The 14662-nt window shown below is 71.2% G+C and carries 10 protein-coding genes and 1 pseudogene; 5 read left to right on the forward strand and 6 right to left on the reverse strand.

The window, feature by feature from the left end:
• Window positions 1-6 precede the first annotated feature (6 nt).
• Together AB0P24_RS11735 and AB0P24_RS11740 are read right to left on the reverse strand one after the other, a co-directional pair.
• Window positions 7-1326: a DUF6271 family protein gene (locus tag AB0P24_RS11735; protein ID WP_365792707.1), complete on the reverse strand. Its 1320-nt coding sequence runs from the start codon at window positions 1324-1326 to the stop codon at window positions 7-9.
• On the reverse strand, window positions 1308-2372 hold the full coding sequence (locus tag AB0P24_RS11740; RefSeq protein ID WP_365792709.1) for a phytanoyl-CoA dioxygenase family protein: 1065 nt from the start codon (window positions 2370-2372) through the stop codon (window positions 1308-1310). The genes AB0P24_RS11735 and AB0P24_RS11740 overlap by 19 nt, the downstream gene beginning before the upstream one ends.
• Before the next feature lie 281 nt (window positions 2373-2653).
• Between AB0P24_RS11740 and AB0P24_RS11745 the strand changes: the two genes are divergently transcribed.
• From AB0P24_RS11745 to AB0P24_RS11755, 3 genes and pseudogenes are all read left to right on the forward strand, one after another.
• The gene (locus tag AB0P24_RS11745) at window positions 2654-4165 is read left to right on the forward strand and encodes a glycoside hydrolase family 3 protein (protein WP_365792710.1); all 1512 of its coding nucleotides are present in this window, start codon (window positions 2654-2656) and stop codon (window positions 4163-4165) included.
• A gap of 132 nt (window positions 4166-4297) precedes the next feature.
• Window positions 4298-5782, forward strand: a complete 1485-nt coding sequence (locus tag AB0P24_RS11750; RefSeq protein WP_365792712.1) for a glycoside hydrolase family 76 protein — start codon at window positions 4298-4300, stop codon at window positions 5780-5782.
• 16 nt (window positions 5783-5798) lie between these two features.
• A pseudogene (locus AB0P24_RS11755) lies at window positions 5799-6005 on the forward strand (ABC transporter ATP-binding protein); the annotation flags it as partial.
• Window positions 6006-7031: 1026 nt separating this feature from the next.
• On the opposite strand, the gene AB0P24_RS11760 reads toward AB0P24_RS11755, so the two are convergent.
• Complete coding sequence (locus AB0P24_RS11760) at window positions 7032-7454, reverse strand: secondary thiamine-phosphate synthase enzyme YjbQ (protein ID WP_365792714.1); 423 nt, start codon at window positions 7452-7454, stop codon at window positions 7032-7034.
• 85 nt (window positions 7455-7539) lie between these two features.
• Between AB0P24_RS11760 and AB0P24_RS11765 the strand changes: the two genes are divergently transcribed.
• A complete protein-coding gene (locus tag AB0P24_RS11765) occupies window positions 7540-8616 on the forward strand; it encodes an NAD(P)-binding domain-containing protein (protein WP_365792716.1) in 1077 nt (358 codons plus the stop codon).
• A gap of 12 nt (window positions 8617-8628) precedes the next feature.
• Here AB0P24_RS11765 and mltG read toward each other — a convergent pair whose 3' ends face one another.
• Both mltG and AB0P24_RS11775 read right to left on the reverse strand, forming a co-directional pair.
• Complete coding sequence (gene mltG / locus AB0P24_RS11770; protein WP_365792718.1) at window positions 8629-9537, reverse strand: endolytic transglycosylase MltG; 909 nt, start codon at window positions 9535-9537, stop codon at window positions 8629-8631.
• 748 nt (window positions 9538-10285) lie between these two features.
• The gene (locus AB0P24_RS11775; protein WP_365792720.1) at window positions 10286-12196 is read right to left on the reverse strand and encodes an ABC transporter ATP-binding protein; all 1911 of its coding nucleotides are present in this window, start codon (window positions 12194-12196) and stop codon (window positions 10286-10288) included.
• Window positions 12197-12291: 95 nt separating this feature from the next.
• Between AB0P24_RS11775 and AB0P24_RS11780 the strand changes: the two genes are divergently transcribed.
• On the forward strand, window positions 12292-12744 hold the full coding sequence (locus AB0P24_RS11780) for a MarR family transcriptional regulator (RefSeq protein WP_365792722.1): 453 nt from the start codon (window positions 12292-12294) through the stop codon (window positions 12742-12744).
• 194 nt (window positions 12745-12938) lie between these two features.
• On the opposite strand, the gene AB0P24_RS11785 is transcribed toward AB0P24_RS11780, so the two are convergent.
• Window positions 12939-14534, reverse strand: coding sequence for a peptide-N4-asparagine amidase (locus AB0P24_RS11785; protein WP_365792724.1), 1596 nt, complete (start codon window positions 14532-14534; stop codon window positions 12939-12941).
• Between the last annotated feature and the right edge of the window lie 128 nt (window positions 14535-14662).

A 14662-nucleotide genomic window follows, 5' to 3' on the forward strand; every position in this document is an offset into this window, starting at 1 on the left:
CCGCCGTCACGGCCGCTGCCCGGGAGTCCGGGGTACGTGACTGCGGCGGGCCGCGCCGACCAGCGGCTCCCAGCTCTCCGTCAGCAGGGCGAAGTCCTCGATGTCGCCGCGTGCCTCGTCGAGGAGGCGGGCCCGGCGCGGGCCGAGGACGTCGGCGAACTCGGCGTACCGGCCGCCGAGTTCGCGGTAGGCGGTGTCGAGGACGTCCAGCCGGTGCACGTTCTCGCTCCGGTCGAGCCCCGCGCTCTGTCTCGCCAGCCGGGCCACGACGGATGCCCGTACCCGCCCCTGCGCGTCGAGCAACTCGGTTTCCGCGCGGGCCATGTGGTCGTAGACGAAGTTGAAGTAGAGCATCGACAGCAGGAACTTGACGAAGCGCAGGTGGTAGGCCGTGAACCCGGAGTCGGTCCGGCGTTCGCCGGTGTAGTAGTTGACGATGTTCCGGTTGTGCAGGACGCCGGGCAGCGCGGCGTCGTGGACCAGGTGGATCAGGAAGTAGTCGCTGCCGATCGTGTCGGTCGCCGGCGGCAGGGGCACGTGTTCGTGCACGCCGTGGAAGGCGATGTTGCACATGTCCACGCGCATGGGGTCGACCACGGTCAGTGTGGAGTGGTCCGCGGTGAAGGTGTCGGTGCCGGCGCCGCGGAAGGACTCGTCGACGAGTTGCCGCTTCCGCTCGGGCGACCAGTCCATGGGCGCCCACAGACCGACCATGTCGTGGTACACGCCGGGGTCGATCCGGAGTATCTCCCCGATGTCGACGGACAGTTCGCCGACGAAGGAGCTGCCGACCATGGCCACCGGCCGGTTCATGCGGTCGGCGGCGAGGGCGGTCTCGGTGACGTGGCGGGCGGCGTCGGCCGCGGGCCCGCCGAGTGACAGCAGTTCGTGGTGGACGGGGTAGACGGGCTCGCCGTCGACGACCTGGTAGCGGCTGTCGGAGTCCCTGCGGTGCACGGACTCGCAGCCGAGCGCGGCGGCGAGGAGGAAGGCGCGGTTGGTGCAGGCGCCGTAGGAGAGGCCGGCCGGAAGCATCAGGTCCAGGAGCAGGTCGGGCTTCATGGCCCCGGACCGGTCGATCGCGCGCCGGAGGAAGTCCCGCTGCCGCGCCTCGCCGAGGTGGTGTACGACGATCCGCGGGTGGGGCGGTATCCGGCGTACGGTCTCGGCGTGCTCGGCGTAGGCCGGTGCGGCGCAGGAGTCCAGGATCAGCAGGTGCACCTCGGCGTCGAAGTGCCTGACGGCGTAGGCCGCTTCCTCGGCGACGGCGGTGATCGTGGCCGCGCAGGGCCTGTTGGTCGGCAGGGTCAGGCAGATTCGGCGCATGTCTCTTCTCCGGCCGGCTGCTCCAGGTCCGCCCCGGCCCAGGAGGTGAGGCCCAGCAGCCTGGCGCCGAGTTCGTCGAGGGTGGCCCTCCCGTACCGCAGGGACTCGTGCCGTGTGGCGTCGCCCAGCAGCGTCGCGTTCCAGTCGGGCGTGGCGAGGGTCCGCCATGACTCGACCCGGGAACGACGCAGCGTTTCGTGGGACTCCAGCGCCGGCATCATCGACAGGTACTGGACCGCGCGCACTGTCTGCTCGGAGGTGTTCGGTGCCACGCCGTGGGCCAGCAGCCCGTTGAAGATCAGCAGGTCGCCGGCTTCCAGTTCCGGTCGCACCACGGGGAACTCGGCACGGTCGATCCTCGGCCGGATCGGGTCGCGGTCCTCGGGCTGGAACGCCTTCCACTGGTCGAAACGCTTGAACAGCTCGGGGCAGCACTGGAAGCCGCCCAGTTCCGGCCCGGTGTCGGTCAGGGCGATGATCCCCTGGACCCGCTGCGGCAGCACGCCGAGCGTGGTGTCGACATCCCAGTGCAGCTCGATGTCGAAGCCCTCCTCCGTGCCCGGGATCAGGGCCCGGTCGCGGTTCTTGATGTTGGGCGGGTTCAGGTTGAGCCGGTCGAGGGTCACCCACAGCTCTTCGCAGTCCCAGATGTCGACGAACGCGTCGTAGACCCGGCGGGTCTGGCGGCTGTCCCAGATGAGCTGGTGGTGGTAGGCCTCGACGAAGCCGTAGATGTGCAGATCCCGGTCCAGGTCGGAGCGGTACTCGCGCTCCTCGTACCAGGTCTCCGGCCGCTCGGGGTCCAGTCCCTGGAACTCCCAGGCGAAGTCGAGCAGCCGGCGGGCCGCGGCGGCGGGGACGGCCTGCTTCACCACCACGTAGCCGTACGTCTGCCAGTGGGCGAAGTCCTCCTCGGAGAGGACTCGCAGCGGGCGGGTCTTGGTCAGGTCCCGCAGGGGTGTCTGGGCGAGATAGGTCTCGCCGTCCGAGCTGAAGTAGGGGATGTCCGAGGGGGCTCGATGGAGATAACGGTCAGTCGTGGGCATACGGTGCTCCACACCTCGATCTCAGGTACCGGCGGCCCGACCGGGTCGCCAACTGCGCGGAGTGAGGGACCGGGGACCGTTCCGGCAGGGTCACTGCACCACGGGCCGCACCAGCCCCTCTTCGAACTCGCGTACCTCCAACTTGGACTAGACCAACTCATCCTGTCAAACACCCCAGTTGAGGGCGCGTTTCGCCAACAGGGCGCGCTCCGGGCCCACTTGACACCAGTGGTTAGCCTGACGGAGACGCATTGGTCTGTACCAACAGGAGGGTGCACGCTATGGTCTCCACCAAGCACAGCGAGGAGTTGCGGCGACTGGCGCGCTCCGTCCTGCAGCCGGGGTTCGTGGGCACCGAGGCCCCCGACTGGGTGCTGCGCGAGATCGGGGACGGGCTGGCCTCGGTCGTGCTCTTCTCCCGGAACATCGTCACGCCCGAACAGGTCGCCCGTCTCACCGATCGACTACGCGCGGAGAACCCGGAGTTGATCATCGCGATCGACGAGGAGGCCGGCGACGTCACCCGGATCGAGTCGGCGACCGGCTCCACCCGGCCGGGCAACTTCGCACTCGGAACCGTCGATGACGCCGACCTCACCGAGGCCGTCGCCGCCGACCTGGGCCGCCAGCTGCGCGCGGCCGGGGTGAGCCTCGACTACGCACCGAGCGCGGACGTGAACTCCAACCCCGACAACCCGATCATCGGCGTCAGATCCTTCGGCGTCGACGCCGAGGTGGTGGCCCGGCACACCGGCGCCTGGATCCGCGGCCTCCAGTCGGCCGGTGTCGCCGCCTGCGCCAAACACTTCCCCGGCCACGGTGACGTGGCCGTCGACTCCCACCACGGGCTGCCCGTCTACGACGCCGACCGCGCCCGGATCGCCGAGCAGGCCCTGCCACCGTTCCGTGCCGCCATCGACGCCGGCGTCCGCGCGGTGATGAGCGGCCACCTGCTGGTCCCGGCCTACGACCCGGACCTGCCCGCCACGCTGAGCCGCCGCATCCTGGACGAACTGCTCCGTCAGGAGCTGGGGTTCGACGGCGTCATCGTCACCGACGCCATCGAGATGGGTGCCGTGACCGGCCGTTACGGGATCGGCGGCGCCACGGTCAGGGCGGTCGCCGCCGGTGCCGACGCGGTCTGCGTCGGCGGTGAGAACGCCGACGAGGGCACCACCGCCCTGCTCGTGAACGCCCTCGCGGACGCAGTCCTGGCAGGCGGCCTGCCGGAGGAGCGGCTCGCCGAAGCCGGCCTGCGGGTCCGGGAGTTCGCGGCCTGGTCGGGGGGTCTCAGCCCGGCCGGCTCGGCCGTCTGGGACGCCGACGGCATCGGCTTCACGGCGGCCCGCCGCGCCATCCGGCTGGCCGGAGCCGTACGGCACGCCCTGCCCCTGGTCAACGCACCGCACGTGGTGGAACTGGTGCCCGCCACCAACCTGGCCATCGGCAAGGAGACCCCGTGGGGCGTGGCCGCCCCGCTGGGCGAGCGGCTGCCCGGGACCACCTCCGTCCGGGTGAGCCGCGAGGAACTGCTCTCCCGCGCCGGCATCCTGGAGACGCGGGCGCTCGCGCCCGCCTCGGGACGGCCCCTGGTCGTGGTGGTGCGCGACGCCGCCCGGCACGCTTGGATGGCACAGGCCCTCGCGGAACTCGTCGCCGCCCGTCCCGACGCGATCGTCGTGGAGATGGGCCTGCCGGGCACCGTCGTCCCCTCGGCCGCCCAGATCTTCACGCACGGCGCCACGGCCGCCTCCGGGGTGGCCGCCGCGGAGGTGCTCGCGGGTGCCCTTTAGTGCAGACCTGAGTGCACCTCGATCCGGATCCGGGTGCAACGTCCTTACCCGTGAGCGACATTGACGCTTCCCCTTCCCTTCCCTACGTTCCGAGAGCGCTCTCACATCCGTCCCTCGAAGCAGGGAGTTGCCATGTCCTCCGCGCGCAGTCCGAGAAGCCGCTCCCTGCGCCGACCGGCGGCGGCACTCGCTACCGCCCTGTTCACCGTCCTCGTCCTCCTCACGCCCCCGGCAGCGGCCGCCGGCACCACCGCGGCGGCCGTCATCTGCAACAAGTACTGCGACACCCGGGACCCCGCGCTCTCCCCGGGTGACCGCGCACCGGTCACCGCGAGCATCTACTCCCGGTCGGTCGTCCTGCACTTCGACGACGCCGACGCCATGGGCTGGGCGGCCATCGACAACGGCAACCCGGGCGACGAGGTGTGGCTCGACCGTTCCTTCGACGGCGGCCGCACCTGGAGCTCGGGCAGCAGACTGGGCGACACCAGCGTGCCCACCGGTCAGCGCGGCTGGCGCACGCTCATGTACAACGTGGACGACTGGAACAACCTCGGCGTCGGCGCCCTGCGCGCCTGCGGAAAGGCCGGGGACCGCGCCGAGATCGCGTGCACCCCCTGGGCCCGCACCACCTGGAACGCGGGCGAGCCGCGCACCGCCGCGGCCACCGGCCTGATGACCTTCTACGACTACGGAACCGGCCTGTTCGACACCACCGGCTGGTGGAACTCCGCGAACGCCCTGACCGCGGTCATCGACAACATCCGCGTGACGGGCATGGGCAGTTACCGGTACGCGATCGCCCGCACCTACGACCTGAACGTCAACGCGCAGGGCGGCCAGTTCCGCAACGACTACCTCGACGACACCGGCTGGTGGGGCCTCGCCTGGGTGGCCGCCTACGACCTGACCGGCGACAGCCGCTACCTGGACACCGCCCGCGCGGACGCCGACCACATGGCCGCCTACTGGGACGGCACCTGCGGCGGCGGAGTGTGGTGGAGCACGGCGAAGACCTACAAGAACGCGATCGCCAACTCCCTCTACATCCAGCTCAACGCCGCTCTCCACAACCGCGTCCAGGGGGACACGACGTACCTCGGCCGGGCCCGGGCCGGCTGGTCCTGGTTCCAGGGCACCGGCATGGTCAACGGCGCGCACCTGGTCAACGACGGTATCGACCTGTCCACCTGCGGCAACAACGGGCAGGCCGTCTGGTCGTACAACCAGGGCGTCCTCCTCGGCGCCCTCGCCGAGCTGTACCGGGCCACAGGCGACGGCGGGCTGCTCACCGACGCCCGGCAGATCGCCGACGCCGCCACCACGACCTCCCTGCTCCACACCTCCGACGGCATCCTGCGCGATCCGTGCGAGAGCGGTGACTGCGGAGCCGACGGGCCGTCCTTCAAGGGCGCCGACATACGCGGCCTCGGCAGGCTCAACTCCGTGCTGCCGGACCACCCTTACACCGCCTACCTCAAGCGCCAGGCGGACCGCGCCTACGCGAGCGACCGCAACGCCCTCGACCAGTACGGGCTGCACTGGTACGGGCCGCTCGACCAGACGGACGCCGCCCGCCAGCAGAGCGCCGTCGATCTGCTCGACGCGGCGTCCTGAGAGAACTCGGCACTGCCTGGACACCGCGGCCACCCTCGACGTGCTGCGGCTCTTCGAGGACCTGCGTGCCGCGGGGCAGACCCTCGTGATCGTCACACACGACGAGCGGGTCGCGGCCAATGCGGACCGGCTCGTGTCGATGCGTGACGGCAGACTCGTCGACGACACCTGGATGGCGGACCGCGGGCAGCCGGTGGACGGCGTTCACGGGTGGGAGGGCTGACCGTCATGGGCCGCATCCTGCTCGTGTTCCGCCTCGTCCGGTCCGACCTGCGCCGCCATCCCGGCCAGGCCGCGATACTTCTCCTCTCCCTCACGGTCGCCACCGGCATGCTGGCCCTGGGCGGGTCACGGGGCGGGGCGACCGAGACGCTCTTCCGCCACACCCGTGCCGTCACGGCCGGTCCGGACGTGGTGGCGGTCTCCCCCGGCAACTCCGCCGCCACGGCCCGCACTCAGGCCGCGCTGACCAGCGACCCCGCGGTCGCCGCCCACAGCGCCCCTTACCTCCAGTACTACGCGAAGCTCTCGGCGAAGGGCTCCACCTCGCACGTGGTGGTGATGGCCGCGGACGCCGAACGCCCTGCCCTCCCGCATCGCGGCCCACCGGTCCGTCGCCCAGACCCTCAGCGCCGAAACGACGTGAGCGTGACGCGGATCTGTCCGCTCCGCACACCTGACAGACCCGCAGTCCAGCGCCGGCCGAACTGGAACGGCGTGGTGTGGCCGACGCGCAGCGGATCGCGGGCTCACGTGGTGGCCGCGACGAGCTGGTTGCGGCTCTTCTTGAGCTCGCGTTCGTACCGGGTGGGGTCGGTCTTCTCGTACCTTCTCGACGAGGAAGGTACGCGGAAGGAATCCGTCGCTCGCGCCGGTGATCGCGAGGTCCTTGGTGAGGGTGGCGGTGGTGATGCCGTGCTTCGTCTCCAGGCCGGCGACAACGCGGCCGGCCGACTCGCCGTCGGCGACGCGAGCGGGGGCATCGGGTCGGTGGCCCGGCACCTCCCGGTCGTCGGCCCAGCCGATGACGTGGCCCCGGCAGAGGCAGCGGCGGTCAGCACGTCCTCGCGTTGCCGCTCCGGAGACGACGTGGCGAGCTTCATCCGTGGCAGGCGTCGCACGCCGGGTGGGCACTTCCCGCATCAGCCGCAGGGCGTTCGATCATGTTCAGGTCCGTACCGCGCAAGGCTTCTCCGTTTCGAACACGCAAGGTACGGAGACATGGCGCCCACGCCCACGCCGATCCTGCTCAGGCCAGGAAGCTCAGCCGAACCTGACGGTTGAGATTGTCTTTGTTGGTGTCGACCAGGCACACCGACTGCCAGGTGCCCAGTGCCAGGCGGCCGTTGATCACCGGGAGGGTGGCGTGCGGGGGAACGAGCGCCGGGAGCACGTGGTCACGGCCGTGGCCGGGGCTGCCGTGCCGGTGCTGCCAGCGGTCGTCGGCGGGGAGCAGGGTGTGCAGGGCGGCCAGCAGGTCGTCGTCGCTGCCGGCGCCGGTCTCGATGACCGCGATGCCGGCCGTGGCGTGCGGCGTGAAGATGTTGAGCAGGCCGTCCCGGCCGGCCGCCGCCTCGCGGAGGAAGGCCTCGCAGTCGCCGGTCAGGTCGACGACCCGTTCCCGGCTCCCCGTGGCGACATCGAGTTCTCGTGTGGTGAAGGCATCCGACATGCCTCCATCCTGGCCCATGCGCCGGGCCGGCGTACGAGCGGCCGGCCCGGGAAGATCCACGGCCGTCCCCAGTGTTGGTAGAAGCGTGAACAATGCGCGTGAGGTCGAGGTAGTCGTCATCGGCGCCGGTCAGGCCGGTCTGTCCAGCGCCTACCACCTGCGGCGTACCGGCTTCGAGCCGGAGCGTGACTTCGTGGTGCTCGACCACTCCCCCGCGCCCGGCGGCGCCTGGCAGTTCCGGTGGCCGTCCCTGACGTACGGCAAGGTCCACGGGATGCACGCGCTCCCGGGCATGGAACTGACCGGCGCCGACCCGGCGCGGCCGTCCGCCGAGGTCATCGGTGAGTACTTCGCGGACTACGAGCGCACCTTCGGCCTGCGGGTGCACCGGCCCGTCGACGTCCGCGCGGTGCGCGAGGGCGAGGGCGGCCGGCTGCTGGTGGCGACCGATCACGGCTACTGGTCGACGCGGGCGCTGATCAACGCCACCGGCACCTGGGACCGGCCGTTCTGGCCGCGCTACCCGGGCCAGGAGACCTTCCGCGGACGGCAGTTGCACACCGCGCAGTACGCCGGTCCCGAGGAGTTCACCGGCCGGCGGGTGGTGGTGGTCGGCGGCGGCGCCTCCGGCACCCAGCATCTGCTGGAACTGGCCCCGTACGCGGCCGCCACCACCTGGGTCACCCGGCGGCCGCCGGTCTTCCGCGAGGGGCCCTTCGACGAGGACGCGGGCCGGGCCGCGGTGGCGCTGGTGGAGGAGCGGGTACGGCAGGGGCTGCCGCCGCGGAGTGTGGTCTCGGTCACCGGGCTGCCTCTGAACGACGCGATCCGGCAGGGCCTCGAGGACGGCGTCCTGGACCGGCAGCCGATGTTCGACCGGATCACCCCCGACGGCGTGGAGTGGAACGACGGGCGGCGCGTCGACGCCGACGTCATCCTCTGGGCCACCGGTTTCCGCGCGGCCCTGGAACATCTGGCGCCGCTGCGGCTGCGCGAGCCGGGCGGCGGGATCAAGGTCGAGGGGACCCGCGCGGTCGCCGATCCGCGCGTCCACCTGGTCGGCTACGGCCCGTCCGCCAGCACCGTCGGCGCCAACCGCGCGGGGCGCGACGCCGTACGGGACATCAGGCGGCTGCTGGCCGGGGAGCCGGTCGCCGCGTGACGTGCCGGCGGCTCAGCGCGGCGACTGCGAGACCTGCGGCGACCGGTGGACCTTGCTGCTCTGTACGGCGTTGAAGTCGGCGACGTTGCGCTGGTGTTCGGTGTAGTCGGCGGTGAAGCGCGTGTCTCCCGGCTTGACCGTGACGAAGTACAGCCAGTCGCCCGGCGGCGGGTTGAGCGCGGCGCGCATCGCCTCCTCGCCCGGGTTGTCGATGGGCGTGGGCGGCAGCCCCATGCGCCGGTAGGAGTTGTACGGGTTCTCGATGCGGGTGTCCTTCACCGTGGTGTTGAGGGTGCTGCGGTTGAGGGCGTAGTTGAGGGTGGAGTCCATCTGGAGCGGCATGCCGTGCTGTAGCCGGTTGAGGACGACCCGCGCCACCTTCCCCATGTCGGCCTTGCCGACGGCCTCGGCCTGGACGATGCTGGCGATGGTCACCGCCTGGTAGACGTTCATCGCGTCGCGCTGCGCGCCGGCCGCGACGGGTGCCGCGCCGAATTTCTGGTTGGCCGTGTCGACCATGGCCCGCAGCACCGACTGCGGGGTCGCGCCCTTCCTGAGGGGATAGGTGGCCGGGAAGAGATAGCCCTCCGGGTTGCCCCCGGCCTCACCGGGGAGTTTCAGGCCCGCGGTGCCGACGGAACTCTTGGTGCTGCCGGCGGGGAGGGCCAGGGCCTTGTCGACGGCCTCGTAGACCTGGGATGCGCGCCAGCCCTCCGGGATGACCAGACTGGCGGACCTGGTTGTGCCGCCGGCCAGGAACACCAGGGGCACCGCCACCGCGGCGCCGGCCACGACGGCGCCGGTCACGCCGAGGACGAGCCTGCCCCGGCGGGTCAGCCGGATCGTCTTTCCGCGGCGGGAGAAACCTCGGCTCGCAGCCGTCCGTCGACTCGGGTCCCGTGGCGGAGTGTTCATCTGCATGCGGGCACGTTAGCCCGCATATCGCTATAAACCCGGCATATCTTCAGCTTGTCGACTTCAATTTGCCACCTTCGACGGGACGACCGAGGCGGACGGACCGGGCGGGGCCCGGTCAGCAGGGGTGAGCGGTCTCGGCCGACGGCCGAGGTGAATCCGCCGCGGCACGCCGCCCGGAGCGAGTCGGATTCGGTGGAGCGATCGGGACGGAACAGTTCCGGCGGATCGGCCGAGGCGGATCGGCCGAGATGAGTCAGCCGGGATGGGCCGGTTGTGGTGGGGCGGGCCCACGTGGAGCCGCCGACATCGATCCCCCGAGCCGGATCTGACCGGGACGAGCCGGTTCAGGTCGAGCGGCCGAGGCGGATCAGCCGAGATGAGTCAGCCGAGATGGGTCGCTTGTGGTGGGGCGGGCCCACGTGGAGCCGCCAACGTCGATCCCCCGAGCCGGATCTGACCGGGACGAGCCGGTTCAGGTCGAGCGGCCGAGGCGGATCGGCCGGGATGGGCCGGTTCCGGTGGGTCAGCCGAGGCGGATCCTCGTCTCTCGCTCGGCCGAGCCGGCCCGGCTTCGATGGGGCCGGCTTCGATCACCCCGCTTCGCTTACCCCGCTTCGATCGCTCGGCTTCGATCGCTCGGCTTCGATCACTCGGCTGCGATTGCTCGGCTGCGATCGACCAACTCCGGTCCCCCACCCTTACTCCCCCACTCCTACCCCCGCCCCCACCCCTCGGCTCCCGCCCGCCGGCTTCAGCCCGTCGGAGGGGTCGCGTGGGTGCGGCTGCGGTCGCCTCGCCTCCGCAGGGGCCGCGGGGCCGTCTCCCACTGGGGCGCCTCGTCGGTTCCGGTCGGCTCCGTCGTCGTCTCCAGCCGGGCGTCCCGGCGCACCAGGGCCGTGTACCGGCCGTCGAGTTCCAGGAGTTCCTCGTGTGTGCCGCGTTCGGCCACCCGTCCGGAGTCGAGGACGACGATCTGGTCGGCAGCCTGGATCGTGGACAGCCGGTGGGCGATGGTGATGGTCGTCCGGTCGGCAGACAGGGCGTCGATGGCGTCCTGGACCGCGTGTTCGGTGCGGGTGTCCAGGGCGCTGGTGGCCTCGTCAAGGATGAGTACCGGCGGGTCGCGCAGAATGGTGCGCGCGAGGGCCAGCCGCTGCTTCTCGCCGCCGGAGAAGCGGTGTCCGCGTTCGCCGACGACGGTGTCGTAGCCGTCGGGCAGCGAGGCGATGTGGTCGTGTATCTGTGCCGCGCGGGCGGCCGCGTGCAGTTCCTCGTCGGTGGCGTCCGGCTTGGCGAACCGCAGGTTGTCGGCGACCGAGGCGTGGAAGAGGTACGTCTCCTGGGAGACGACGCCGACCGCGCGGGCGAGAGTGTCGAAGTCGAGGTCGCGGACGTCGACGCCGTCCAGGGTGACCCGGCCGCCGGTGACGTCGTAGAGCCGGGGAACCAGGTAGCCCAGCGTGGACTTGCCGGCGCCGGTGGGGCCGACGACGGCCAGGCTGCTGCCGGCCGGGACGGTGATGTCGATGCCGTCGAGGACGGGGCCCACCTTGTCGTTGTGCCGGTCGTAGCGGAACTCAACCCCCTCGAAGCGGACCTCGCCCTTCACCTGGTCCAGGTGGACCGGCTCGTCCCGCTCGGTGATGTCGATGGGCAGGTCGAGGTACTCGAAGATGCGCTGGAACAGCGCGAGGGAGGTCTGGATCTGGACGCCGGTCGCCAGCAGGCTCACGGCGGGGCGGAACAGGCCCTGCTGGAGGGAGACGAAGGCGACGATGGTGCCGAGCGAGATCTGCGGGCCGCCCATCTGCAGGGCCATGCCCGCGGTCCAGTAGATGACGGCGGGCATCGCGGCCATCACGATCGTGATCACGGCCATGCGCCAGCGGCCGGCCATGTTCGACCGCACTTCCAGATCGACGAGTTGCTCGGACTCCTCGGCGAAGGAGGCGGTGAGCGAGTCGGCGCGGCCCATGGTGCGGCCGAGCAGGATGCCGCTGACGGAGAGCGACTCGGTGACCGTGGCGGCCATCGCGGCCATCTGCTTCTGGCGCTGGGTGGTGATCTTCTTGCGCTCGTTGCCCACCCGGCGGCTGATCCAGACGAAGACCGGGAGCAGGACCAACGAGACGACGGTGAGCCGCCAGTCGAGGGCGATCATCGCGACGATGGTGGCGACGACACTGGTCAGGTTGGAGACCAGGGAGGTGGCCGTCGAGGTGACGGTGGCCTGCATGCCGCCGATGTCGTTGGCGATGCGGGACTGCACCTCGCCGGTGCGGGTGCGGGTGAAGAAGGCCAGCGACATGCGCTGCAGCCGGCCGTAGACGGCGGTGCGCAGGTCGTGCATGACGCGCTGGCCGACGGTGGTGGATATCAGCGTCTGAAGGACGCCGAAGACGCTGGTGAGGACGGCACTGAGGATCATGCCCAGCGCGAGCAGGCTGAGCAGTCCGGTGCGGCCCTGCGGGATCGCGGTGTCGAGGGTCGCCTTGAGAAGGAACGGGGTGGCGACCGAGACCAGCGAGGCCGCGCCGACCAGCAGGCCGACGATCGCGAGCCGGCCGCGGTAGGGGCGGAAGAGCTTGAGGATGCGGCGCACCTGGCGGGGCTGTCCGGCCGAAGTGCCCTCAGGGGTCCAGTTGATCTCGTCTCGGGGCATGGCTCCTACGGATGGGTGTGGTGTGTACGGACTCACGGAGCATAGCTCACTGTTACCTATACTCACAATGAACATAGTCCTGATATTGTTCCCTTATGAGCACCCCCGACTCCGACGGCCCGCTCGCCGAGCAGCTGCTGCGCCTCACGCGCCGGGTGTGGCGCATCCAGAAGCGCCACCTCAAGGCGCGCGATCTGGGCATCACCCCCGCCCAGTCCCGGCTGCTGCGCACCCTCGCGCACTACGACACGCCCCCGCGCATGACCGATCTCGCCGAGCGGCTGGAGGTGGTGCCGCGCGCGGTGACAACGCTGGTCGACGGCTTGGAGGCGAGCGGCAAGGTGTGCCGGGTGCCGGATCCGACGAACCGCCGGGTGACCCGGATCGAGATCACGGACGGGGGGCGCGAGACCCTCCGTGAGCTGCGGGCGGCGCGCAGGTCCGCCGCCGAGGAGATCCTGGCTCCGCTCTCGGCGGAGCAGCGCGAGTTGCTGTCAGGGCTGCTGGACACGCTGGTCGACGGGCCGGTGGCGGCGAAGCACTGCTGAGACATGGCGAAGCGGCTCCCCCCGCCAGGCCGGACGGCCGTCCGGCCGTCCGGCCGTCCGGAGAGGGAGCCGCTTGCCGTCTCGCGGGTCGGCGCCCGCTTCGCCTCCGGCGCGCCCTCCCCACGGGAGACGGCGAAGGCGGCGACGCAGCACCTGGCGACGCACCGCACACGACTCGGTTCAACGGCCGCCGCTCAGCAGCCGCTGCGATCCTCCGTGAGCACCCCCTGTTCGGTGGCCAGCGTGCGGTCGTAGCAGCCGTCCGGGCCGTACAGCCGATAGCGCTCGCTCGACGTGCCGACCGCGTGCCGCTGATCGCGCGGCACGTTCAGGGTGTACGTCGCGTCGCCGCGGTAGGTGTCGTCGAACCGTGACCAGCCGCCTCCGGGCCCCCTGATCGCCGCCCGGTCGCCGAGGGCGAGTTGGGTGCGCAGCCGGTCGTCGGCGCCGATGGTGGTGACGCCGTTCATGGTGTAGGTGCGGTGGGTACGGGTCGTCCGGGGTGACCCGCCCGCCCTGACCGTGACGCTCTGGTCGTCCGTCCAGGTGGCGTCGAGCGCGTCCGTCGTCTCGCCGTCGTTCCAGCGGTGTGCGGAGGTGTCGGCCAGCGTGCGGCTGACGGTGGTGGTCACCCGGCCGTGCGAGGTGTCGACGTATCCGGAGACGGTGAGCCGGTGCCCGGCGTCGGTGTCGACCCGGTACTCGCCCGAACCCGGGGTGTACACGGAGGAGTTGACCGGTGCGGAGGCCCTGGCCTCGGTGAGCCCGCCGGTGACGTGGGCCCGGTGCGCGTCCTGCCAGACCAGCACGTTCACGGGGGCGCTCCAGCCGGCCTGGCCCTCGGGCACGCCGACGACGGAGACCTCGACCTGGTGCGGGCGGCCGTCGTTGAGGAGCCCGGCGAACGGCGTCAGGTCGTATTCGATCGGCTTGACGTCGAAGGCACGCGGGCCCGGGATGACATACCAGAGGAACGGGTCGGACCAGCCGCCGGTCCACACGTTCGGGAACGGCGCGGCGATTCCGGTCAGTTGGCCGTCGACCTTGATCTGCACCTCCCGGTAGGGCCCCTTGTCCGCCTTGCAGGAGTACGGGGCCGGGTCGGCCGCGGTCAGGTACCAGAACTCCTCGCAGCCGCCACCCGATCCGGTGGCGTACACCTCGGCGACGACACGTTCGCTGTTGCGCGGGGTGGTGAGGGTGGTGCCGCCCGCCAGGGTGAGCACCTGGTCGGGTACGGAGGCCTCGGGGCGTCCCGTGTAGAAGGTGAGCGTGGCCTTGACGTCGATGACGCCGGTGTAGGTGTCGTCGACAACGTTGCCGATGAGCATCTCGACGTCCTGCGCGCTGCGGAAGGTGTCGCTGTAGCGGGTGACGTCCTTCTCCACGTGCCACTCGATGCCGTCCGGCGAGGGCTCGGGGGTGGAGGTGCGCAGGACCTCGACACCGCCGACGTGCAGATAGCCCAGTCGGTCGTACTGACGGCCCTTCACCTTGCCGTCCAGCCGCAGCACGACCCTGCTCCAGCGGCCGCCGCAGCCCTGCGGGGGCGTGTACGTTCCCCGGTACGGCGTGAAGTCGCGGAACTGGGCTTCGGCCAGGGTGACCTGGCAGGACCTGGCCCCCTTGGGCACGGACACCGGCGGGGCCGCGGTCACCGGGTCGTGCCAGTCGGTGCCGAACTCGGCCGGGACGTCGGTGGCACGGGCGGCGGGGGCACCCGTACCGAGGAGCGCGCTCGCCAGGAGGGCGGCTCCCGCGAACATGGACATGACGATCCGTCTTCTCATGGCCGGTGTTCTACGGGGAGTTGACCCCCCGCCGCAATGACCGGACCGGTCGACGGCCGGCCTGTCGGCCACCCGGCCCGACCGTTCGACGCTCCTCACGGACCGGAGTCCGGCGCAGGAACATGTCT

The sequence above is a fragment of the Streptomyces sp. NPDC086519 genome (genome assembly GCF_040686075.1).
Classification (GTDB): domain Bacteria; phylum Actinomycetota; class Actinomycetes; order Streptomycetales; family Streptomycetaceae; genus Streptomyces; species Streptomyces shenzhenensis.

What these genes read in the sequence shown, in the direction of transcription:
- AB0P24_RS11735 (WP_365792707.1), bottom strand. Translation starts at nt 1,326, where the DNA reads ATGCGCCGAATCTGCCTGACCCTGCCGACCAACAGGCCCTGCGCGGCC.
- AB0P24_RS11760 (WP_365792714.1), bottom strand. Translation starts at nt 7,454, where the DNA reads ATGTCGGATGCCTTCACCACACGAGAACTCGATGTCGCCACGGGGAGC.
- AB0P24_RS11780 (WP_365792722.1), top strand. Translation starts at nt 12,292, where the DNA reads ATGAGCACCCCCGACTCCGACGGCCCGCTCGCCGAGCAGCTGCTGCGC.
- AB0P24_RS11740 (WP_365792709.1), bottom strand. Translation starts at nt 2,372, where the DNA reads ATGCCCACGACTGACCGTTATCTCCATCGAGCCCCCTCGGACATCCCC.
- AB0P24_RS11750 (WP_365792712.1), top strand. Translation starts at nt 4,298, where the DNA reads ATGTCCTCCGCGCGCAGTCCGAGAAGCCGCTCCCTGCGCCGACCGGCG.
- AB0P24_RS11785 (WP_365792724.1), bottom strand. Translation starts at nt 14,534, where the DNA reads ATGAGAAGACGGATCGTCATGTCCATGTTCGCGGGAGCCGCCCTCCTG.
- AB0P24_RS11745 (WP_365792710.1), top strand. Translation starts at nt 2,654, where the DNA reads ATGGTCTCCACCAAGCACAGCGAGGAGTTGCGGCGACTGGCGCGCTCC.
- mltG (WP_365792718.1), bottom strand. Translation starts at nt 9,537, where the DNA reads ATGCAGATGAACACTCCGCCACGGGACCCGAGTCGACGGACGGCTGCG.
- AB0P24_RS11775 (WP_365792720.1), bottom strand. Translation starts at nt 12,196, where the DNA reads ATGCCCCGAGACGAGATCAACTGGACCCCTGAGGGCACTTCGGCCGGA.